We start from the raw sequence: 19,427 nt of genomic DNA on the forward strand, positions 1-19,427 counted from the left end.
GCCGGTTGATCAGCCCGCCCCGTGGCCGCCCCGCGCCCGCAGCATCTCGTACGCGGCGAGGCCGTCCGGCACCCAGTCCCAGGCGCCGGCCGTCCCGGGGAGGCGTTCCGCCAGCTCCCGGTCCGTGAGGAAGCCGTGCCAGGCGACCTCCTCCACCTGCGGGCTGACCGGCAGCTCGCAGCGGACCTCGTAGACCGCCGACCACCACTTCCCGGCCACGCCCCCGGAGTCGTACAGGAACCGCAGCACCGGCTCGGGGCGGGGCAGCCCGGACACCCCGAGCTCCTCCTCGGCCTCCCGCAGCGCGGCCTCGTCGTAGGACTCGCCCGCGCCGACGACCCCGCCGACGAACATGTCGTACATCGAGGGGAAGACCAGTTTCGTCGGCGTCCTGCGGTGGACGAAGACCCTGCCCCCGGCGTCCCGGACCCGGATGAAGACGCAGCGATGGATCAGGCCCCGCGCGTACACCTCACCGCGCGGGGCCTGTCCGACGACCCGGTCGTGCTCGTCGACGACGTCGAGGATCTCTTCAGAGGCGCTCATGCGCCCATGAAATCACTGCCCCGAACATCACTGCCCCATGACGTACTTGACGGTCGGACCGGTCGTCCAGCCGCCGTCCACGGCGAGCTCCGCGCCCGTCACGTACGAGGCGGCGTCGGAGAGCAGGAAGACCACCGCGCCGGCGATCTCGTCGGCCTCGCCGACCCGGCCCATCGGCGTGTTCGGGTACTTGCCCTCGCCCCGCTCGATGCCGACGGAGGCCGTCATCGGGGTGTAGGTCATGCCGGGGTGGACGGAGTTGACGCGGATCTTCGCCGTGCCGAGCTCCACCGCGCCGATCTTCGTCAGGCCGCGCACGCCCCACTTCGAGGCGCCGTACCCGGCGGTGAGGGCCAGGCCCATCAGGCCCGCGGCCGACGAGATGTTGACGATCGAGCCGCCGCCGGCCTCCTTCATCGCCGGGATCGCGGCCTTCATGCCGATGAAGACACCGGTCAGGTTGATGTCGAGGACCTTGCGGAAGTGCTCCACGGACTCGGTCTCCAGGAACGCGCCGGTGGAGATGCCGGCGTTGTTCACCAGACCGTGCAGCCCGCCGAACTCCGCCACCGCGAAGGCGACGGCCGCCGCCCACTCCTCCTCGGAGGTCACGTCGTGGTGGAAGAACCGGGCCCGCTCGCCGAGCGCGTCGGCCGTGGCCTTGCCGTCCTCGTCGAGGACGTCGGTGATCACGACGTTCGCGCCGGAGGCGACGGCCAGCCGGGCGGCCTCGGCGCCCAGGCCGCGGGCGCCGCCGGTGATGAGCACGGTCTTGCCGGTGAGGTCGTTCATGGAAGGTCCCTTCGGGGTCTTCGGGGGGCTGTTCAGACGCTCCGGGGCTGTGCGGCCCGGAGGAGCGCGGTGGTGGTCTCGACGAGATCGGCGAGGAAGAGCGGCTCGTCCGTGAGCGGCTCGGTGCCGTCGAGGTACTGCCGGGCCCGGTCCGCCATGGCCGCGCCCACCACGGTCAGCGCCAGGTCGAGGCGCTCCAGGAGCAGCGGCTCGGGGAGCCCGCCGGCGGCGAGACGGTCCGCGATCCGCTCGATCAGGCGCCAGTAGACGGTGCCGGCGAGCGTGGGGTGGGGGGTGCGGGTGCGGACGCCGCTCTCGTGGCTGAGCTGCGCGGAGATCCGCAGGCAGCGGCGGCCCCGGTCGGTGCGCAGCTCACTGGCCTCGGCGGTGACGAGCGCGGCGACCAGCCGCCGGAGTTCGTCTTCGGCGCCGGCGAGGAGGGCGCCGGCGAGGAGAGCGGTCTCGAAGAGGGGCGCGAGCACCTGTTCCGTACGGGTCTGGCGGCCGGCCATGACCGCGTCGAGCAGTCCGGCGCGCGAGCCGAAGTGGTACTGGACCGCAGAGGGGTTGGCCTGCCCGGCCAGGGCCACGACGTCCCGCAGCTGCGCGCCGTGGACGCCCTGTGCGGCGAAGAGCTCCTCGGCCGCGCGGATCAGTTTCTCCCGGGTCTCGGGCCCTGACGTCCTTGCCATACCGTCATATTAATGCTCGACATTAGAAAACGGAAACGTCCCGAGAGGGCTCGGACGGTTGACTCGATACATCCGTGTATCCAAGATGCGGTCCATGTCCTACGACGCTGATGTGATCGTGATCGGGGCGGGCCTCGCCGGCCTCGTCGCCACCGCCGAGCTGGTCGACGCCGGCCGCTCCGTGATCCTCCTCGACCAGGAACCGGAGCAGTCCCTCGGCGGCCAGGCCCACTGGTCCTTCGGCGGCCTGTTCCTCGTCGACTCGCCCGAACAGCGCAGGATGCGCGTCAAGGACAGCCACGCCCTCGCCCTCCAGGACTGGTTCGGCACCGCAGGCTTCGACCGCACCGAGGACCACTGGCCGAGGAAATGGGCCGAGGCGTACGTCGACTTCGCCGCCGGCGAGAAGCGCGCCTGGCTCCACGCGCGCGGGGTGCGCTTCTTCCCCGTCGTCGGCTGGGCCGAGCGCGGCGGCTACGACGCCAACGGCCACGGCAACTCCGTACCCCGCTTCCACATCACCTGGGGCACCGGACCCGGTCTCGTCGCCCCCTTCGAGCGCAAGGTCCGCGAGGGCGCCGCCCGCGGCCTGGTCGACCTCCGCTTCCGCCACCGCGTCACCGGACTCGGCCGCACGGCCGGAACCGTCGACACGGTCTCCGGCGAGATCCTGGCCCCCTCCACCGCCGCCCGCGGCACCGCGTCGAGCCGCGAGGCCACCGGCGCCTTCGAACTGCGGGCCCAGGCCGTGATCGTCACCTCCGGCGGCATCGGCGGCAACCACGACCTCGTCCGCGCGCAGTGGCCCGCCCGGCTCGGCACCCCACCCGCCAAGCTGCTCTCCGGCGTCCCCGCCCACGTCGACGGACTGATGCTCGGCATCGCCGAGAAGGCGGGCGCCCACCACATCAACCGCGACCGGATGTGGCACTACACCGAGGGCATCGAGAACTGGAACCCCATCTGGGCCCGCCACGGCATCCGCATCCTGCCGGGCCCGTCCAGCCTCTGGCTCGACGCCACGGGCAAGCGGCTGCCCGTCCCGCTCTTCCCCGGCTTCGACACCCTGGGCACCCTCGAACACATCATGCGGACCGGCCACGACCACACCTGGTTCGTCCTCGACAAGCGCATCATCGGCAAGGAGTTCGCGCTCTCCGGCTCCGAACAGAACCCCGACCTCACCGGCAAGTCCGTCCGTGACGTCCTCGGCCGCGCCCGCGCCGACGTACCGGCACCCGTCCGGGCCTTCATGGACCACGGCGTCGACTTCGTCGTCGAGAACGACCTCAACGCCCTCGTCCGCGGCATGAACGCGCTCACCGACGAGCCCCTGATCGACGAGGCCGCGCTGCGCCGCGAGATCACCGCCCGCGACCGCGAGATCGCCAACCCCTTCACCAAGGACCTCCAGGTCACGGCGATCCGGGGCGCACGCAAGTACCTGGGCGACAAGCTGATCCGCACGGCGTCCCCGCACCGCATCCTCGACCCGAAGGCCGGCCCGCTGATCGCCGTACGCCTCAACATCCTCACCCGCAAGTCCCTCGGCGGCCTGGAGACCGACCTCGACTCCCGGGTCCTGACGGAGGGCGGCGAGCCCCTGGACGGTGTGTACGCGGCGGGCGAGGCGGCCGGCTTCGGCGGCGGCGGAGTCCACGGCTACCGCTCCCTCGAAGGGACCTTCCTCGGCGGCTGCGTCTTCTCCGGCCGGGCGGCGGGCCGGGCGGCGGCGAAGGCGGTCGGCTGACCGCCACGCCGCGCATGTGGCGCGGGTCACAGGCCCGGCTCTTCGTGTCGCGGGCCGACCCGCTGCCCAGGATGAGGCCATGGACATAGGCATCGCTCTGCCGCAGTACGGCACCCACGCCCGCGCCGACCTCGTCGCCGCCTTCGCGCGGGACGCCGAGGAGGCCGGATTCGACTCGCTCTGGGTCGGCGACCGCGCCCTCACCCCGGTCGCCCCCAGCGACCTCTATCCGGGACACACCCCGGAGAACCCGTACCCCCACCAGTACAAGACCTTCCTCGACCCGCTCACCGTCCTCACCGTCGCCGCCACCGCGACCGGCCGCGCCCGGCTCGGCACGAGCACCCTCAACGGCCCCTGGTACCCGCCGGTCCTCCTCGCGCGCTCGCTCACCTCGCTCGACCGGGTGAGCGAGGGCCGCCTCGACGTCGGACTCGGCATCGGCTGGCTCCGCGACGAGTACACCGCCACCGGCGCCGACTTCCGCCGCCGCGGCGCCCTCCTCGACGAGCTCCTCGACGTCCTCCACGGCATCTGGACCGAGGAGGAGTTCGGCCACGAGGGGCCGCACTGGACCATCCCCACCTCGTACGTCGGCCTGCGCCCCGTCCGGCCGGCCGGCCCGCCCGTCTACCTGGGCGGCTTCAGCCCCGCCGCCCTGCGCCGGGTCGGCCGCCGGGCCGCCGGCTGGGTCGGCGCCGTCATGCCGCCCGGCGTGGCCGGGCACCTGTGGGACGAGGCCCGGCGCGCCGCCGAGGAGGCCGGCCGGGACCCCGGCGCCCTGCGCCGCGAGATCCGCCACAACCCGGCCCCGGGCGCGACGGCGGACGCGATCGCCGCCGTCCTCGCGGGGGTGCGGGACACCGGTGCCGAAGGCTGCTTCGTCGACCTCCAGCAGTGTGTGGACGAGCCGGGCGAGGCCCTGGAGCTGGGCGTGAAGGTCCTGTCGCTGCTGCGGGGCTGAACGCACGGGAGCCCCGGACGTCCAGAAGGACCTCCGGGGCTCCCGCACCTGCCCGGCCGCCTACAGCACCAGCGACAGCAGCAGCACGAACACGATGCCGACGACCGAGATGATCGTCTCCATCACCGACCAGGTCTTGACCGTCTGGCCGACGCTCATGCCGAAGTACTCCTTCACCAGCCAGAACCCGGCGTCGTTGACGTGGCTGAAGAAGAGCGAACCGGCACCGATGGCGAGGACGAGCAGCGACATCTCACCGGTCGACATGCCCTCGGCGAGCGGGGCGACCAGGCCGGCCGCCGAGATCGTCGCCACCGTGGCGGAACCGGTCGCGAGCCGGATCGCGACCGCGATCAGCCAGGCCAGCAGCAGGGCCGGGATCGACCAGTCCTTCGAGAAGTCGAGGATCATCTGGCCGACGCCGATGTCGATCAGGGTCTGCTTGAAGCCGCCGCCCGCGCCGACGATCAGAAGGATGCCGGCGATGGGGGCGAGGGACTTCTCGACGGTCCGGTTCAGCCGCTCATTGGTGAAGCCGGCCGCGCGGCCCAGCGTGAACATGCCGACTATGACGGCCGCGAGCAGGGCGATCAGCGGCGAGCCGATGACGTCGGTGACGGTCTGCACGCCGTTCTCGGGGTCGTCGACCACGATGTCGACGAGCGCCTTGACCAGCATCAGGACGACGGGCAGCAGGATGGTCGCGACGGTGGCGCCGAAGCCGGGGCGCTTCTCCAGGTCCTCGGAGGGGCGGGCCGGGATCATCGCCTCGGGCGCCTGGATGTCCACCCAGCGGGCGGCGTACCTGGAGAAGACCGGACCGGCGATGATCACGGTGGGGATGGCGACGACCAGGCCGAGCGCGAGGGTCACGCCCAGGTTGGCGCCGACCGCGTCGATCGCGACGAGCGGGCCGGGGTGCGGCGGGATCAGGCCGTGCATCACGGACAGACCGGCCAGCGCCGGGATGCCGATCCGCATCAGCGAGTAGTTGCCGCGCTTGGCGACCATGAGGACCACCGGGATCAGCAGCACGATGCCGACCTCGAAGAAGAGCGGCAGTCCGATCACGGAGGCGATCAGGACCATCGCCCACGGCATGGCCCGCTTGCCGGTCTTCGCCAGGATCGTGTCCACGATCTGGTCGGCGCCGCCGGAGTCGGCGAGCAGCTTGCCGAGGATCGCGCCGAGCGCGATGAGCACGCCCACACCGGCCACGGTGTTGCCGAGTCCGGTGCTGAACGACTTGATGGTGTCCGCGAGCGGGGCACCCGCGAACGCGCCGAGCGCCAGCGACCCGATGGTCAGGGCCAGGAACGCGTGCAGCTTGAACTTGGTGATGAGCAGGACGATGACGGCGATGCCGGCGAGCACGGCGATCCCGAGCTGGGCGTTGCCTGCCGAGGTGATCGGTTCGGCGGCGTCCGCTGCCAGGGTCTCGACGCTGAGACTGGTCACGGTGGTGTCCTTCGTACGGGCAGGAAGGGGTACGGGGGTGCGGGGGTACGGAGGAGAGGTCAGCCGGCCAGGCCGCGCAGGGCGGCGACGGCGCGGGCGGTGATCTCCTCGGGGGTGCCGGAGACGTCGACGGCGACGCCGGCCTCGTCGTCCTGCAGCGGCTGCAGGGTGGCGAACTGGGAGTCGAGGAGCGCGGTGGGCATGAAGTGGCCCTTGCGCGCGGCCATCCGCCCCTCGATCAGCTCCCGGTCACCGGTCAGATGCAGGAAGACGACCCCGGGCGCGGCGGCACGCAGCCGGTCCCGGTAGATCCGCTTGAGCGCGGAGCTGCTCACGACCCCGCCGAGTCCGGCCCGGCCGTGCGCCCACTCCCCGATGGCGTCGAGCCACGGCCCCCGGTCGCTGTCGTCCAGCGGGACGCCGGCCGACATCTTGGCGACGTTGGCCGCCGGGTGGAAGTCGTCGCCCTCGGCGTACGGCAGGCCGAGCGCCTCCGCGACCAGCGGACCGATGGTGGTCTTGCCGGTCCCGGCGACGCCCATCACGACGACGACCGGGGGAGCGGAGAGGGGGGTGGTGCTCATGGGGGGTGCCTCGCTGTCTTCTTCGACATCGATTCGGTGAATCCGTCGCGCTCATGAAACCCATTGGGTACGACGTATTCAAGAGTCTGTGACATAAAAGTCGTACTTTTAATTCCCGGGTGTGATCACACGCGTCCGCGCGCATAGGCTGATCGCCATGACGACACCGGCCCAGGGGCTCCACTCACACGTCCTGGCCACCCTGGGTCTCGCGATCACCGCCGGCGAGTACCCGCCGGGCACCGTGCTGCGCACCGACGAGCTCGCCCAGCGCTTCGACGTCTCCCGGACCGTGGTCCGCGAGGTCGTCCGGGTCCTGGAGTCCATGCACCTCGTCGAGTCCCGCCGCCGCGTCGGCGTGACCGTGCTCCCCACCGCCAGCTGGAACGTGTACGACCCCCAGGTCATCCGCTGGCGGCTCGCCGGCGCCGACCGCCCCCGTCAGCTCCGCTCGCTCACCGTGCTCCGCTCGGCCGTCGAACCGGTCGCCGCCGGCCTGGCCGCCCTGAACGCCACTCCCGAGCAGTGCCGTGAGCTCACCGAGCAGGCCCTCGGCATGGTCGCCACCTCGCGCGGCCGGCGCCTGGAGGAGTACCTCGTCCACGACATCGCCTTCCACCGGGTCGTGCTCAACGCCTCCGGGAACGAGATGTTCGCCCGCCTCGGCGACGTCGTCGCCGAGGTGCTCACCGGCCGCACCCACCACCACGTGATGTTCGAGGACCCCGACCCGGCCGCCGTCACCCTCCACGTCCAGGTCGCCGAGGCCGTACGGGAGCGGGACGCGGCCCGCGCCGAGGAGCTCACCCGTCAGATCGCGGTCGGCGCCCTGCGGGAACTTGACGTCCTCGCTCCGTAGTTCACCTGCTGTTACCCGCCCGTAAAGCTCTGAACTAGCTCAAATATGGGCGTTCAGTGATATGCGCCACAGTCAGTGGGGCGCCGTTGCCGTGAGGATGTGCGCTGGCCGTGCCGGGGACACCCTCCCCCGTCATGGGGACACCCCCCACACCAGGTACGGCCGGGCACCGCACAGCTCCCCCTCACGAAGGCGAACAACTCCATGAGTGACCGCGTCATCGCGGCCGAGCCGCTGTCCGCCGCACAGGCGAACACGGCCGCCTCCCCCCACGTGGACGCCGGCGACGCCGGATACCGCAAGGACCTCAAGTCCCGGCACATCAACATGATCGCCATCGGCGGCGCCATCGGCACCGGCCTCTTCCTGGGCGCCGGCGGCCGCATGTCCCAGGCGGGCCCGTCCCTCTTCATCGCGTACGCCGTCTGCGGCGTCTTCGCCTTCTTCGTGGTGCGCGCCCTCGGCGAACTGGTGCTCTACCGTCCCTCCTCCGGCGCCTTCGTCTCCTACGCCCGTGAGTTCATGGGCGAGAAGGGCGCCTACACGGCCGGCTGGCTCTACTTCCTCAACTGGTCGACCACCGCCGTCGCCGACATCACCGCGGCCGCCACCTACGCCCACTTCTGGGCCATGTTCAGCGACATCCCGCAGTGGGTCCTCGCCCTGATCGCCCTCGCGGTCGTCCTCACCGCCAACCTCATCTCCGTGAAGTACTTCGGCGAGATGGAGTTCTGGTTCGCGATCATCAAGGTCGCCGCGCTGGTCGCCTTCATGCTCGTCGGCATCTTCCTCGTCGTCACCTCGCACGAGGTCGGCGGCCACACCCCCGGCCTCGCCAACATCACCGAGAACGGCGGCATCTTCCCCAACGGCATGATGCCGATGCTGCTGCTCATCCAGGGCGTCGTCTTCGCCTACGCCTCCGTCGAGCTCTGCGGCGTCGCCGCCGGCGAGACCGAGAACCCCGAGAAGATCATGCCGAAGGCGATCAACTCGATCATGTGGCGCGTCGGCCTCTTCTACGTCGGCTCGGTGATCCTGCTCGCGGTGATCCTCCCGTACACCGCGTACTCCGGCGACCAGAGCCCCTTCGTCACCGTCTTCGACAAGCTGGGCATCCCCGGCGCCGCCGGCGTGATGAACCTCGTCGTCCTCACCGCCGCCCTCTCCAGCCTCAACTCGGGCCTCTACTCCACCGGCCGCATCCTGCGCTCCATGTCGCTCTCCGGCTCCGCGCCGAAGTTCACCGGCGTCATGAACAAGGGCGGCGTCCCCTACGGCGGCATCCTCCTCACCGCGGGCTTCGGCGTCCTCGGCGTCGCCCTCAACTACGTCATGCCCGGCGAGGCCTTCGAACTGGTCCTCAACTTCGCCTCCATCGGCATCATCGGCACCTGGGCCATGATCATGGTCTGCTCGCTGCTGTTCGTCCGCCGCGCCGAGCAGGGCAAGGTCACCCGCCCCGGCTACCAGCTGCCCTGGGCCCCGTACACCCAGATCGTGACCCTGGGCTTCCTCGCCTCCGTTCTCGTCCTCATGTGGATGGACGGCGGCATCAGCCGCACCACCGTGAACTGCCTGCCGCTCATCGCGGCCGCGCTCACCGGCGGCTGGTTCCTGGTCCGCCGCCGGGTCCGCGCGACCTCCGCGGCCCAGCAGGACTGATACTCCCCCCACGGGAGACGGCGGGACCCCCACAGGCACGGCCTGCGGGGGTCTCGCCTTTTGTCAGGAGATAGTGGTACGCAAGAGCCTTACAAGATCCCTTGCAAGATCCGTTCGGAGAAAAGGAAGTTCGCGATGCCGCAGCACGTCCAGGGGGTCATCGCCCCCGGCAGGAACGAACCGGTACGGGTCGAGACGATCGTCATCCCCGACCCCGGCCCCGGCGAGGCCGTCGTGAAGATCCAGGCCTGCGGCGTCTGTCACACCGACCTCCACTACAAGCAGGGCGCGATCAACGACGAGTTCCCCTTCCTGCTCGGCCACGAGGCCGCCGGAATCGTCGAGTCCGTCGGCGAGGGCGTCACCGACGTCACCCCCGGCGACTTCGTGATCCTCAACTGGCGCGCCGTCTGCGGCACCTGCCGCGCCTGCACCCGCGGCCGCCCCTGGTACTGCTTCGCCACCCACAACGCCAAGCAGAAGATGACCCTGCTCGACGGCACGGAGCTCTCCCCGGCCCTCGGCATCGGCGCCTTCGCCGAGAAGACCCTCGTCGCCGCCGGCCAGTGCACCAAGGTCGACCCGGCCGTCGCCCCCGAGGTCGCGGGCCTCCTCGGCTGCGGCGTGATGGCCGGCATCGGCGCCGCGATCAACACCGGCAACGTCGGCCGCGGCGACACCGTCGCCGTCATCGGCTGCGGCGGCGTCGGCGACGCGGCCGTCGTCGGCTCCCGCCTCGCCGGAGCCGCGAAGATCATCGCCGTGGACATCGACGACCGCAAGCTGGCCAAGGCGAAGGAGATGGGCGCCACCCACACCGTCAACTCCCGCACCGCCGACGCCGTCGAGGCGATCCGCGAGCTCACCGGCGGCTTCGGCGCCGACGTCGTCATCGAGGCCGTCGGCCGCCCCGAGACGTACGAGCAGGCCTTCTACGCCCGCGACCTCGCCGGCACGGTCGTCCTGGTCGGCGTCCCCAGCCCGGAGATGCGACTCGACCTGCCCCTCCTCGACGTCTTCGGCCGCGGCGGCGCGCTCAAGTCCTCCTGGTACGGGGACTGCCTGCCGTCCCGCGACTTCCCGATGCTCATCGACCTGCACCAGCAGGGCCGCATCGACCTCGCCGCCTTCGTCACCGAGACCATCGGCCTCGGCGACGTCGAGAAGGCCTTCGCCCGCATGCACGAGGGCGACGTCCTCCGCTCGGTGGTGGTCCTCCGATGACCGCCCGCATCGACCACCTGGTCACCTCCGGCACCTTCAGCCTCGACGGCGGCACCTGGGACGTCGACAACAACGTCTGGATCGTCGGCGACGACACCGAGGCCATCGTCATCGACGCCGCCCACGACGCCGGGGCGATCCTCGCCGCGCTCGACGGCCGCGCCCTGCGCGCCATCGTCTGCACCCACGCCCACGACGACCACATCGACGCCGCCCCGGCCCTCGCGGCCGCCACCGGCGCCCGCATCCTGCTCCACCCGGCCGACCAGCCGCTGTGGAAGCTGACCCACCCGGACCACACCCCGGACGGAGAACTCGCCGACGGTCAGGTCCTCACCATCGCGGGCACCGACCTGAAGGTCCTCCACACCCCCGGCCACGCCCCCGGCGCGGTCTCCCTGTACGCCCCCGACCTGGGCACCGTCTTCACCGGCGACACCCTCTTCCAGGGCGGCCCGGGCGCCACCGGCCGGTCCTACTCGGACTTCCCGACGATCGTCGACTCGATCCGCGAGAAGCTCCTCGGCCTCCCGCCGGAGACGGTCGTCCGCACGGGCCACGGCGACACGACCACGATCGGCACGGAGGCCCCCCACCTCCAGGAGTGGATCAACCGAGGCCACTGAGCGCCAGCCGGCTCTCGAAACGCCTCTCCCCACCCGTGAACGGGTCGGTGAACTCCAGCGTCCGCGCCAGCAGTTGCAGCGGCCGCCCGAAGTCCTCCGGCCCGTCCTCACGCACCACCGGATACACCGGATCGTGCAGGATCGGCAGCCCGAGACCGTTCATGTGCACCCGCAGCTGATGCGTCCGCCCGGTCACCGGCACCAGCCGGTACCGCCCGAGGCCGCCCCCGTGCTCCACCAGCTCGATCCGGCTCTCGGCATTCGGCTCACCCGCCACCTCGCGGGCCGCCATCACCCCGCGCTCCTTCTCGATCCGGCTCCGCACCGTCACCGGCAGCTCCACCCCGGGATCGTACGGAGCCACCGCCTCGTACTCCTTGCGCACGGCCCGGTCCCGGAACAGCGTCTGGTACGCCCCCCGGTCCTCCTCCCGCACGACGAACAGCACGAGCCCCGCCGTCAGCCGGTCAAGACGGTGCGCGGGCTGCAGCAGCGGCACCCCCAGCTCCCGCCGCAGCCGCGCCATGGCCGTCTGCGTCACGTGCCGGCCCCGGGGCATCGTCGCCAGGAAATGCGGCTTGTCCACGACCAGGATCCGCTCGTCGCGGTGGACCACTCCGATCGGGAACGGCACCGGGGTCTCCACCGGAAAGTCCCGGTGGAACCAGAGGTACCGCCCCACGGTGTACGGCTCGTCGCCGCCCACGGGGCCGTCCACCCCCATGAAACGGCCGCTCAGCAGCATCTCCTCGACCTGCCCGGCCCCGATCGCGCCCGCGTACCGGTCGCGCAGATGCGCGCCCACGGTTCCCCAGACCCCCTCGGGGTCCTCGGGCAGCCGCACCCGCACCGGATCGATCCCGTCCCGCTGGGGGAGGGGGGAGAGGGGGGCCTTCGTTCTGCGTCGCACCGGGTCCTACTGCCGTAACGAGAAAGGCCCCACATGATGTGGGGCCTTTCGCTGGTGTCCGAGGGGGGACTTGAACCCCCACGCCCGATAAAGGGCACTAGCACCTCAAGCTAGCGCGTCTGCCATTCCGCCACCCGGACAAGGTGTCTGTCCTCCGGGCCGCTCGGCCCTTCCGACGAACAGAACAATAGCAAAGATCTGAGCGGGTCGATCACCACCCCCGTTCGGCCCCCGGCACGTGACAGCGGCGTGTCGGGCCCCCCGGCGCCCTTGGGCGGTGAGGGGGCCACGCGGGAGGATGGGGGAGATCACAAGGAAGCACGTGGGGCACGTAGTGGGAGGAAGCAGCGTGAGCGAGTCGAACACGACCCGGAGCGTCAGCGGCGAGGACGAGGTGGTGGACCTCTGTCGTGACCTCATCCGCATCGACACCAGCAACTACGGCGACCACTCCGGTCCGGGGGAGCGGGCGGCGGCCGAGTACGTCGCCGAGAAGCTCGCGGAGGTGGGACTCGAGCCGAAGATCATCGAGTCGCACAAGGGCAGGGCCTCCACCGTCGCCCGGATCGAGGGCGAGGACCCTTCGCGTCCGGCCCTGCTCATCCACGGCCACACCGACGTCGTCCCGGCCAACGCCGAGGACTGGACCCACCACCCGTTCTCCGGCGAGATCGCCGACGGCTGCGTCTGGGGCCGCGGTGCCGTCGACATGAAGGACATGGACGCGATGACCCTCGCGGTCGTCCGGGACCGGCTGCGCAGCGGCCGCAAGCCCCCGCGCGACATCGTCCTCGCCTTCCTCGCCGACGAGGAGGCCGGTGGCACCTACGGCGCCCGGCACCTGGTCGACAAGCACCGCGACCTCTTCGACGGGGTCACGGAGGCGATCGGCGAGGTCGGCGGCTTCTCCTTCACCGTCAACGAGAACCTGCGGCTCTACCTGGTCGAGACGGCCCAGAAGGGCATGCACTGGATGCGGCTGACCGTCGAGGGCACCGCCGGCCACGGCTCCATGACCAATGACGACAACGCCATCACGGAGCTCTGCGAGGCCGTGGGCCGCCTCGGCCGCCACCAGTGGCCGGTGCGGGTCACCAAGACCGTGCGGTCCTTCCTGGACGAGCTCTCGGACGCCCTGGGCACCCCGCTCGACCCCGAGGACATGGACGGCACCCTCGCCAAGCTCGGCGGCATCGCCAAGATGGTCGGCGCCACCCTCCGCAACTCGGCCGCCCCCACCATGCTGGGCGCCGGCTACAAGGTGAACGTGATCCCGGGCCAGGCCACGGCGCACGTCGACGGCCGCTTCCTGCCCGGGTACGAGCAGGAGTTCCTGGCCGACCTCGACCGGATCCTCGGCCCCCGCGTGAAGCGCGAGGACGTGCACGGCGACAAGGCCCTGGAGACCAGCTTCGACGGCGCGCTGGTCGACGCCATGCAGCTGGCGCTGCGCGCCGAGGACCCGATCGCCCGTGCCGTGCCGTACATGCTCTCCGGCGGCACCGACGCCAAGTCCTTCGACGACCTCGGCATCCGCTGCTTCGGCTTCGCGCCGCTCCAGCTGCCGCCCGAGCTCGACTTCGCCGGCATGTTCCACGGCGTGGACGAGCGGGTCCCGGTGGACGGCCTCAAGTTCGGCGTCCGGGTCCTGGACCGTTTCCTCGACGCCTGCTGAGGGCCACAGGATCCGCTTCGAATTCGTCCGCCCGTTTGCATGTGACCGGAAAGAGTGAATGCGCGTGGGGGCTCGTAGCCCTCACCATTCCCCCTCGTTACAGGTGATGCGGTCCGCGGCTGGGGCCGCATTGCCAACTAGGAGGAATAATGATCAAGAAGGTCGTCGCTGCTGCGGCTGCCACCGGCGGTCTCGTTCTCGCGGGTGCGGGCATGGCCGTTGCCGACGCGGGTGCCCAGGGTGCGGCCATCGGTTCCCCCGGTGTCCTCTCGGGCAACGTCGTCCAGGTGCCGGTCCACGTTCCCGTCAACGTGTGCGGCAACACCGTGTCCGTCATCGGGCTGCTGAACCCCGCCTTCGGCAACACCTGCGTCAACGCCTGACGTTGCGCCTCGCCCCTTGAGGGTGTGAGCCGGTCCGGCCTCGGAGTGCGTGCCATGCACTCCGGGGCCGGTGGCCATTCCGCCCCGGGCCGACCGCCCGGTGGCACTCTTTCTCAGCCGAGCAGGCAGGAACAAGCTATGCGACAGGTCACGCGCAAGGGCCTTATCACCGTCGCGGCCGCGGGAGGCGTTTTCGCCGCCGTCGGTGGCGGATATGCGCACGCCGATTCCGGCGCGAACGGTACGGCCATGAATTCCCCGGGCGTCGCGTCCGGAAATTCCGTCCAGGTCCCGGTGCACGTACCGGTGAACGCCTGCGGAAACACCGTCAATGTCGTCGGAGTACTCAATCCGGCCTTTGGCAATACGTGCGCCAACACCTCCTCGTCCGGGAGCGGCTCCTCCGCCGGCGGGCACACGAGCAACTCTCCGGGCGTGGGCTCCGGCAACAACGTGCAGGTCCCGGTCGACGTCCCGGTGAACGTCTGCGGCAACAACGTCACGGGCGTAGGCCTGGGCAACGCCGTCACGGGCAACGACTGCGCCAACGGCGGCGACACGGGGTACGGCGAGGAGGGGCCGGGCACTCCTGGGAATCCGGGTAACCCGGGCAACCCTGGGAACCCGGGCAACCCTGGGAACCCCGGTAACCCGGGCAACCCCGGCAACCCCGGGAATCCTGGTAACCCCGGCACCCCCGGTAACCCTGGCACTCCCGGTAACCCTGGCACCCCGGGTAACCCCGGTACGCCCGGCCACCCTGGCACCCCCGGCACCCCTGGCACTCCCGGCACCCCGGGTACCCCCGGCAGCGAGGGCGGGCCGAACACTCCCGGTGCCCAGATCGTCACCCCGCCCCGCGCCGTCGAGGAGCTCGCCGAGACCGGCTCCGGTCCGCTCGGCGTGATCGTCCCCGCCGGTGCCGGACTGCTGCTCGCCGGCTCGCTGATCTACCGCCGCGCCCGCAGCGCCGCCTGAGCCGCCGCGGTCACGCACCACGCACAGGGGCCCCGCACACCGCGGGGCCCCTTCTCGTTTCTCGTCGGACTGCTTCCGGCTACCAGGTCGCCCGGACCTGGCGGATGATCCGCCGCTTCAGCCGCACTCTGCGGCTCCCGTCCCGGTGGAGGCTCAGACGGTCCAACTCCCAGTGTCCGTACTCGGCATGGTCGGTCAGGAGCCGCGTCGCCTCCTTGCGGGAGACACCGCGCGGCACGTACACGTCGACAAATTCGTATTCCGGCATCGCATCTATTGTGCGGGCACGGGCCCGGTACGGATAGCGTCTGTCCCATGTCTGATGCTGCGCAGCCCACCGCTGCCGAGGTACGTGCCGCCGCCGAGGCGGTCAAGACCGCACTGGACCGTCACCTCGCGGCGGTCGAACGCCGCACGGGAGACGACGACACGGCCGTCTACGAAGCCTTCAACGCCCTCGCCTCGGCGGCCGAGGCGTACGACGAGCTCCTCTACGACCGCTACGACGAGGTCACCCCCTTCGAGATCCCGGGAGCCGACGGCAACCTGCCGCCGTACACCGGACCTGACGAACCTCACGCCGTCAGCCTCCTGATCCGCCGCGACTACGCCGTGGCGGAACCACAACGCCTGCTCGCCCAGGCCCGCCGCGTCGCCGAGCTCGGCGACGACGCGGACACGGCGGCGGCCGCCAAGGCCGGTGTCTCGCCGCTCGCCGCGCTCGGCGTGCTCTTCGGCGAGTACGAACCGGACGAGATCGCCTCCCGGCACAAGGAGTTCGGCCTGGAGGAGGGGGACTCCACGCTCTGGGTCACCGCCGCCGAGGAGCTCCCCGAACCGGGGGAGTGGCTCGGCGCCCCGTTCGACCACGCCGATCCCGAGCGGATCGTCTGCCGCTTCGACGTCAGTTCCGTCTTCGACGAGGAGGAGGACGAGGACGAGCCGGTGGACGTGGCGGCCGGCGGCGCGGGCGTCTGACGCCTCGATGCCCGACGCCTGACCTCCGACCGGCCTCCCAGGGGACGCGAGGGGGCCGGGACACCGACTGCGGTGTCCCGGCCCCCTCCTTCGTCCCGTGCCGCTACTTCTCCTCGTCGGCGGCGAGCAGCCCCTCCAGGAGCGGCCGCAGTCGCGTCGTGCGCTCCGGGGCCACCCCCTCGGCCACCGCGCGGGCCAGCGCCTGGTCCACGCCGTGCACGACCGACAGATGGCGCTCGGCCCGGCCGAAGGCCGTGTACACCCACGGCCGGCTCAGGCCGCCCGCGGCGTCCCCGGGGAGCACCACGACCACCGCGGGCCAGCGCGCCCCGGCCGCCTGGTGCGCGGTGAGCGCCCAGCCGTGCCGCAGCGCCGACTCCACCCGCTCCTTCGGTACGAGGAGCTCGTCGTCCCCGCAGCGCAGCCGCAGTCCCTCGGCGTCGGCCGAGAGGACCGTGCCGGTCACCGTGCGTCCCGGCACGGGCGCGTACGCCACCCGGTCCCTGGGGTCGTAGCCCCCGAACCGGCCGGGGCCGGGGTTCAGCCGCTGCTTGAGGGCGGCGTTCAGCGCGCGCGTGCCGGCCGAGCCGCCGTGGCCGACCGTGACGACCTGCGTCTGCTCGGACGGCACCCCGATCGCCCGGGGCACCGAGTCCGCCACCAGCTGGACCGTACGGTGCACGGCCTCGCCCGCGTCCCGCACCGGGACGATCACGACCTCCTTGCCGGGGGCCTCGACCTGGTGCAGCTCGCCGACGCCGATGCCCGACACCAGCTCGCCGAGCGGCCCCGGGTCGGGGACGCGGGAGGCGATCCTCGGGCACACACGGGCCGCGCGCACGTCCGCGAAGACCCGGCCCGCGCCCGGCGCGCCGAGCACCTCGGGGTCGCCGCTCAGCACGAGACGGCAGCCGTCCGGCAGGGACTCCACCAGCATCGCGCCGGTCTCCACGTCCAGCTGCGGCGCGTCGAGGACCACGAGCAGGTCCAGAGCGAAGGCGCCGTCCTCGTCCCGGCCGGGGCCCGCGGCCCCGGACAGCAGGGCGGCGACCGTCACCGCGTCCGCCCCGGCGGCCTGGCGCCCGGCGTCCGCGTGGACGGCCACCAGGGTGCGCAGCCCGCGCTCACGGGCCGCCGCGGCCAGCGCCACCGGCTCGGCGCGCGAGGCCTCTCCGCCGGTGTGCAGGACGAGGCCGTGCTCCCCGGCGGCACGCTCGAGCTCGGCGCCCTCCCAGGTGGCGGGCGTCGCCGTCCTGACCAGCCGGGCGAGACCGTCCGCGAGGCTCTCCTCCGCGAGCGCGTACCGGTCGAGTCCGAGGAGGACGGGAGTGGCGGGCTCCTGCTCCGCGGCGGGTGCGGGCGCCTCCTCGTCGTCCTCGTCGTCCTCGCCGTCGTAGGGCTCCTCCGCCGTCTCCTCCTCCTGGAAGACGAGGACCGCGCCCTCGGAGACGGCCGTCTCGACCGCCTGCTCGGGGTCGGGCACCGCGTGTCCGGCGAGTCCGGCGCGCACGGTCCCGATCTCCAGGGCCGTGTGCCCCTGGAGGGCGGCCCGCTCCAGGAGCCACACGGTCAGGGCGACGGTGCGGCGCGGGTCGCCGGGGCCGCACGCGGGGCCGAGCAGCGCCCGCGCGAAACCGTCGGCCTGCTCGGGCCGGACCCCGGCCACGGCGAGCAGCTGCCACGGGTCCTCGCGCAGCGCGGTGGCCGCGCCCTCGCCGAGCGCGGCGGCGACCTGGACGGCCAGCGCCTCGGGGGCGCCGCCCTCGGCGAGGACCTCCCGGACGGCGGCCGTGGTGCCGGGCGCCGGCGCCGCAGGCCGCTCCGGTGCGGGGGGCCGCACGGTCATCGCCGGGGCCGCCTCGGCGGCGGGGCGGCGGGGCTCGGGTGCCGCCTCGTAGAACGTGCTGCCCGAGCCGGCGCCGCCCTCCACGGCCCGGACGGCCGCGAGGAGGTCGGCGGCCGTGCCGCTCAGCTTGGCTCCGCTCACCACGGGGCCGCTCTTCTCGGCCTTCCGCGCCTCGATCTTCGCCCGCAGCTCCCGCTGCGCGGCAAGCTCGGCCTGAGCCTCGCTCAACTCACCCGCACCGGCCCCCTCGGCGGCCCCGCCCGCGCCGGGCTCGCCGTCCGCCTCGGGCTGTTCGTCCGCGCCGGGCTCGCCGTCCGCCCCGGACTTCTCGTCCGCGCCGGGCTCTTCGCTCGCCTCGGGCTTCTCGTTCACATCCGGCTCTTCGGGCGTCCCCGCCTCTTCGGCGGTACCCGGCTTCTCGTCCCCGCCCGGCTCTGCGTCCGTTCCCGGCTCTTCGGCCGTCCCCGGCCGGTCGGCGGGCTCCACGGCCTCGGGCGCGGTCTCCCCGGAAGGCTCGGTCACAAGGTGCTCCAGTCGTGATCCGGATAGCGGTGCACGGGCGCCGACACATCGTCCAGCGCCCGACAGATCTCGTCAGGAAGACTAAGGGCCTCCACTGACAACGCGGCCGTGAGCTGCCGCGCCGTGCGCGCGCCCACGATCGGCGCGGTCACTCCGGGCCGGTCCCGGACCCAGGCGAGGGCCACGTGGAGCGGGGTCGTCGCGAGCCCGTCCGCCGCCGTCGCCACGGCGTCCACGATCCGGCTCGCCGCCTCGTCCAGGTACGGCTCCACGAAGGGCGCCATCGTCTCGGAGGCGCCCCGCGAGTCCGTCGGCGTGCCGCTGCGGTACTTCCCCGTCAGGACCCCCCGCCCCAGCGGGGAGGAGGGCAGCAGGCCTATGCCGAGGTCCATCGCGGCCGGCAGCACCTCCCGCTCGACGCCCCGCTGGAGCAGCGAGTACTCCAGCTGGGCGCCCGCGAGCCGGGTCCGGTCGCCGCCGAGCTGCCAGGTGCCCGCCTTGGCGAGCTGCCAGCCGCAGAAGTTGGCCACGCCCGCGTACCGCGCCCGGCCGCTGCGTACGGCGATGTCGAGGGCCTGGAGCGACTCCTCCAGGGGCGTGTACGGGTCGAAGGCGTGCAGCTGCCACAGGTCCACGTGGTCGGTGCCGAGCCGGGCGAGGGAGGCGTCGAGCGCGGCGAGCAGGTGCCCGCGCGAGCCGTCCGTACGCCGGTCGGGGTCCGGGACGCTGCCGGCCTTGGTCGACAGGACGAGGTCCTGCCGGGGCACCAGGCGCTCCATCAGGCGGCCGAGCAGATACTCCGCCTCGCCCCCGCCGTACACGTCGGCGGTGTCCACGAGCGTGCCGCCCGCGTCCCAGAACGCCTTCAACTGCTCGGCGGCGTCGTGCTCGTCGGTGTCCCGTCCCCAGGTGAGGGTGCCGAGTCCGATGCGCGACACACGCAGGCCGGTACGTCCGAGATGCCTCTGCTCCATG

General features: G+C 72.2%; 19 protein-coding genes and 1 tRNA gene. 10 read left to right on the forward strand and 10 right to left on the reverse strand.

Features of this window, described 5'->3' with window-relative positions:
- Positions 1 to 9 precede the first annotated feature (9 nt).
- From ACF07V_RS15285 to ACF07V_RS15295, 3 genes are read right to left on the reverse strand one after another with little or no spacing between them, the layout of a single operon-like run.
- Positions 10 to 546, reverse strand: coding sequence for an NUDIX domain-containing protein (locus ACF07V_RS15285; RefSeq protein ID WP_392154421.1), 537 nt, complete (start codon positions 544 to 546; stop codon positions 10 to 12).
- A gap of 27 nt (positions 547 to 573) precedes the next feature.
- Positions 574 to 1,338 carry a glucose 1-dehydrogenase gene (locus ACF07V_RS15290; RefSeq protein WP_392154423.1) on the reverse strand — a complete coding sequence of 255 codons (765 nt, stop codon included), beginning with the start codon at positions 1,336 to 1,338 and terminating at the stop codon, positions 574 to 576.
- 32 nt (positions 1,339 to 1,370) lie between these two features.
- The gene (locus tag ACF07V_RS15295; protein WP_392154425.1) at positions 1,371 to 2,030 is read right to left on the reverse strand and encodes a TetR/AcrR family transcriptional regulator; all 660 of its coding nucleotides are present in this window, start codon (positions 2,028 to 2,030) and stop codon (positions 1,371 to 1,373) included.
- 94 nt (positions 2,031 to 2,124) lie between these two features.
- Between ACF07V_RS15295 and ACF07V_RS15300 the strand changes: the two genes are divergently transcribed.
- Together ACF07V_RS15300 and ACF07V_RS15305 are read left to right on the forward strand one after the other, a co-directional pair.
- Positions 2,125 to 3,780 carry an FAD-binding dehydrogenase gene (locus ACF07V_RS15300; RefSeq protein ID WP_392154426.1) on the forward strand — a complete coding sequence of 552 codons (1,656 nt, stop codon included), beginning with the start codon at positions 2,125 to 2,127 and terminating at the stop codon, positions 3,778 to 3,780.
- A gap of 79 nt (positions 3,781 to 3,859) precedes the next feature.
- Positions 3,860 to 4,744 (forward strand): TIGR03619 family F420-dependent LLM class oxidoreductase, encoded by an 885-nt coding sequence (locus ACF07V_RS15305; RefSeq protein WP_392154427.1) that lies wholly within the window; start codon positions 3,860 to 3,862, stop codon positions 4,742 to 4,744.
- 60 nt (positions 4,745 to 4,804) lie between these two features.
- On the opposite strand, the gene ACF07V_RS15310 is transcribed toward ACF07V_RS15305, so the two are convergent.
- A complete protein-coding gene (locus tag ACF07V_RS15310; protein ID WP_392154428.1) occupies positions 4,805 to 6,202 on the reverse strand; it encodes a gluconate:H+ symporter in 1,398 nt (465 codons plus the stop codon).
- Between the two features lie 59 nt (positions 6,203 to 6,261).
- Entirely contained in the window at positions 6,262 to 6,786 is a 525-nt protein-coding gene (locus ACF07V_RS15315) for a gluconokinase (protein WP_392154430.1), read from the reverse strand.
- 157 nt (positions 6,787 to 6,943) lie between these two features.
- Here ACF07V_RS15315 and ACF07V_RS15320 point away from each other — a divergent pair, with 157 nt between their 5' ends.
- The 4 genes from ACF07V_RS15320 to ACF07V_RS15335 all read left to right on the forward strand — a co-directional run bounded on the left by ACF07V_RS15320 (position 6,944) and on the right by ACF07V_RS15335 (position 11,160).
- Entirely contained in the window at positions 6,944 to 7,645 is a 702-nt protein-coding gene (locus ACF07V_RS15320) for a FadR/GntR family transcriptional regulator (RefSeq protein WP_392154432.1), read from the forward strand.
- 204 nt (positions 7,646 to 7,849) lie between these two features.
- Entirely contained in the window at positions 7,850 to 9,310 is a 1,461-nt protein-coding gene (locus tag ACF07V_RS15325; RefSeq protein WP_392154434.1) for an amino acid permease, read from the forward strand.
- 135 nt (positions 9,311 to 9,445) lie between these two features.
- Positions 9,446 to 10,534 (forward strand): S-(hydroxymethyl)mycothiol dehydrogenase, encoded by a 1,089-nt coding sequence (locus ACF07V_RS15330; RefSeq protein WP_392154436.1) that lies wholly within the window; start codon positions 9,446 to 9,448, stop codon positions 10,532 to 10,534.
- Positions 10,531 to 11,160 carry an MBL fold metallo-hydrolase gene (locus ACF07V_RS15335; RefSeq protein WP_392154438.1) on the forward strand — a complete coding sequence of 210 codons (630 nt, stop codon included), beginning with the start codon at positions 10,531 to 10,533 and terminating at the stop codon, positions 11,158 to 11,160. The genes ACF07V_RS15330 and ACF07V_RS15335 overlap by 4 nt, the downstream gene beginning before the upstream one ends.
- Here the strand turns inward: ACF07V_RS15335 and ACF07V_RS15340 are convergent.
- Together ACF07V_RS15340 and ACF07V_RS15345 are read right to left on the reverse strand one after the other, a co-directional pair.
- A complete protein-coding gene (locus ACF07V_RS15340) occupies positions 11,144 to 12,070 on the reverse strand; it encodes a pseudouridine synthase (protein ID WP_392154440.1) in 927 nt (308 codons plus the stop codon). The genes ACF07V_RS15335 and ACF07V_RS15340 overlap by 17 nt on opposite strands.
- Before the next feature lie 52 nt (positions 12,071 to 12,122).
- Positions 12,123 to 12,210, reverse strand: a tRNA-Leu gene (locus ACF07V_RS15345).
- 209 nt (positions 12,211 to 12,419) lie between these two features.
- On the opposite strand from ACF07V_RS15345, the gene ACF07V_RS15350 reads away from it, so the two are divergent.
- From ACF07V_RS15350 to ACF07V_RS15360, 3 genes are all read left to right on the forward strand, one after another.
- Positions 12,420 to 13,745, forward strand: coding sequence for a M20/M25/M40 family metallo-hydrolase (locus tag ACF07V_RS15350; protein WP_392154442.1), 1,326 nt, complete (start codon positions 12,420 to 12,422; stop codon positions 13,743 to 13,745).
- A gap of 149 nt (positions 13,746 to 13,894) precedes the next feature.
- The gene (gene chpH / locus ACF07V_RS15355; protein ID WP_015032475.1) at positions 13,895 to 14,128 is read left to right on the forward strand and encodes a chaplin ChpH; all 234 of its coding nucleotides are present in this window, start codon (positions 13,895 to 13,897) and stop codon (positions 14,126 to 14,128) included.
- A gap of 138 nt (positions 14,129 to 14,266) precedes the next feature.
- A complete protein-coding gene (locus ACF07V_RS15360) occupies positions 14,267 to 15,106 on the forward strand; it encodes a chaplin (RefSeq protein WP_392154445.1) in 840 nt (279 codons plus the stop codon).
- A 79-nt stretch (positions 15,107 to 15,185) separates the two neighbouring features.
- Here ACF07V_RS15360 and ACF07V_RS15365 read toward each other — a convergent pair whose 3' ends face one another.
- On the reverse strand, positions 15,186 to 15,374 hold the full coding sequence (locus ACF07V_RS15365) for a DUF5703 family protein (RefSeq protein ID WP_015032473.1): 189 nt from the start codon (positions 15,372 to 15,374) through the stop codon (positions 15,186 to 15,188).
- A gap of 47 nt (positions 15,375 to 15,421) precedes the next feature.
- On the opposite strand from ACF07V_RS15365, the gene ACF07V_RS15370 reads away from it, so the two are divergent.
- Positions 15,422 to 16,084, forward strand: a complete 663-nt coding sequence (locus ACF07V_RS15370; protein ID WP_392154447.1) for a hypothetical protein — start codon at positions 15,422 to 15,424, stop codon at positions 16,082 to 16,084.
- A gap of 103 nt (positions 16,085 to 16,187) precedes the next feature.
- Here the strand turns inward: ACF07V_RS15370 and ACF07V_RS15375 are convergent, their stop codons facing one another.
- Together ACF07V_RS15375 and ACF07V_RS15380 are read right to left on the reverse strand one after the other, a co-directional pair.
- Positions 16,188 to 18,452: a helix-hairpin-helix domain-containing protein gene (locus ACF07V_RS15375; RefSeq protein WP_392154449.1), complete on the reverse strand. Its 2,265-nt coding sequence runs from the start codon at positions 18,450 to 18,452 to the stop codon at positions 16,188 to 16,190.
- Complete coding sequence (locus tag ACF07V_RS15380) at positions 18,449 to 19,426, reverse strand: aldo/keto reductase (RefSeq protein ID WP_392154451.1); 978 nt, start codon at positions 19,424 to 19,426, stop codon at positions 18,449 to 18,451. Before ACF07V_RS15380 ends, ACF07V_RS15375 begins: the two co-directional genes overlap by 4 nt.
- Position 19,427: the final 1 nt, after the last annotated feature.

The sequence above is a fragment of the Streptomyces sp. NPDC015661 genome, assembly GCF_043077765.1.
Taxonomy (GTDB): Bacteria; Actinomycetota; Actinomycetes; order Streptomycetales; family Streptomycetaceae; genus Streptomyces.

Bases quoted from the DNA above. Each gene is read 5' to 3' on its own strand.
- ACF07V_RS15365 (WP_015032473.1), bottom strand. From the start codon at position 15,374: ATGCCGGAATACGAATTTGTCGACGTGTACGTGCCGCGCGGTGTCTCC.
- chpH (WP_015032475.1), top strand. From the start codon at position 13,895: ATGATCAAGAAGGTCGTCGCTGCTGCGGCTGCCACCGGCGGTCTCGTT.
- ACF07V_RS15330 (WP_392154436.1), top strand. From the start codon at position 9,446: ATGCCGCAGCACGTCCAGGGGGTCATCGCCCCCGGCAGGAACGAACCG.
- ACF07V_RS15300 (WP_392154426.1), top strand. From the start codon at position 2,125: ATGTCCTACGACGCTGATGTGATCGTGATCGGGGCGGGCCTCGCCGGC.
- ACF07V_RS15370 (WP_392154447.1), top strand. From the start codon at position 15,422: ATGTCTGATGCTGCGCAGCCCACCGCTGCCGAGGTACGTGCCGCCGCC.
- ACF07V_RS15290 (WP_392154423.1), bottom strand. From the start codon at position 1,338: ATGAACGACCTCACCGGCAAGACCGTGCTCATCACCGGCGGCGCCCGC.
- ACF07V_RS15285 (WP_392154421.1), bottom strand. From the start codon at position 546: ATGAGCGCCTCTGAAGAGATCCTCGACGTCGTCGACGAGCACGACCGG.
- ACF07V_RS15380 (WP_392154451.1), bottom strand. From the start codon at position 19,426: ATGGAGCAGAGGCATCTCGGACGTACCGGCCTGCGTGTGTCGCGCATC.
- ACF07V_RS15295 (WP_392154425.1), bottom strand. From the start codon at position 2,030: ATGGCAAGGACGTCAGGGCCCGAGACCCGGGAGAAACTGATCCGCGCG.
- ACF07V_RS15320 (WP_392154432.1), top strand. From the start codon at position 6,944: ATGACGACACCGGCCCAGGGGCTCCACTCACACGTCCTGGCCACCCTG.
- ACF07V_RS15360 (WP_392154445.1), top strand. From the start codon at position 14,267: ATGCGACAGGTCACGCGCAAGGGCCTTATCACCGTCGCGGCCGCGGGA.
- ACF07V_RS15335 (WP_392154438.1), top strand. From the start codon at position 10,531: ATGACCGCCCGCATCGACCACCTGGTCACCTCCGGCACCTTCAGCCTC.
- ACF07V_RS15305 (WP_392154427.1), top strand. From the start codon at position 3,860: ATGGACATAGGCATCGCTCTGCCGCAGTACGGCACCCACGCCCGCGCC.
- ACF07V_RS15325 (WP_392154434.1), top strand. From the start codon at position 7,850: ATGAGTGACCGCGTCATCGCGGCCGAGCCGCTGTCCGCCGCACAGGCG.
- ACF07V_RS15315 (WP_392154430.1), bottom strand. From the start codon at position 6,786: ATGAGCACCACCCCCCTCTCCGCTCCCCCGGTCGTCGTCGTGATGGGC.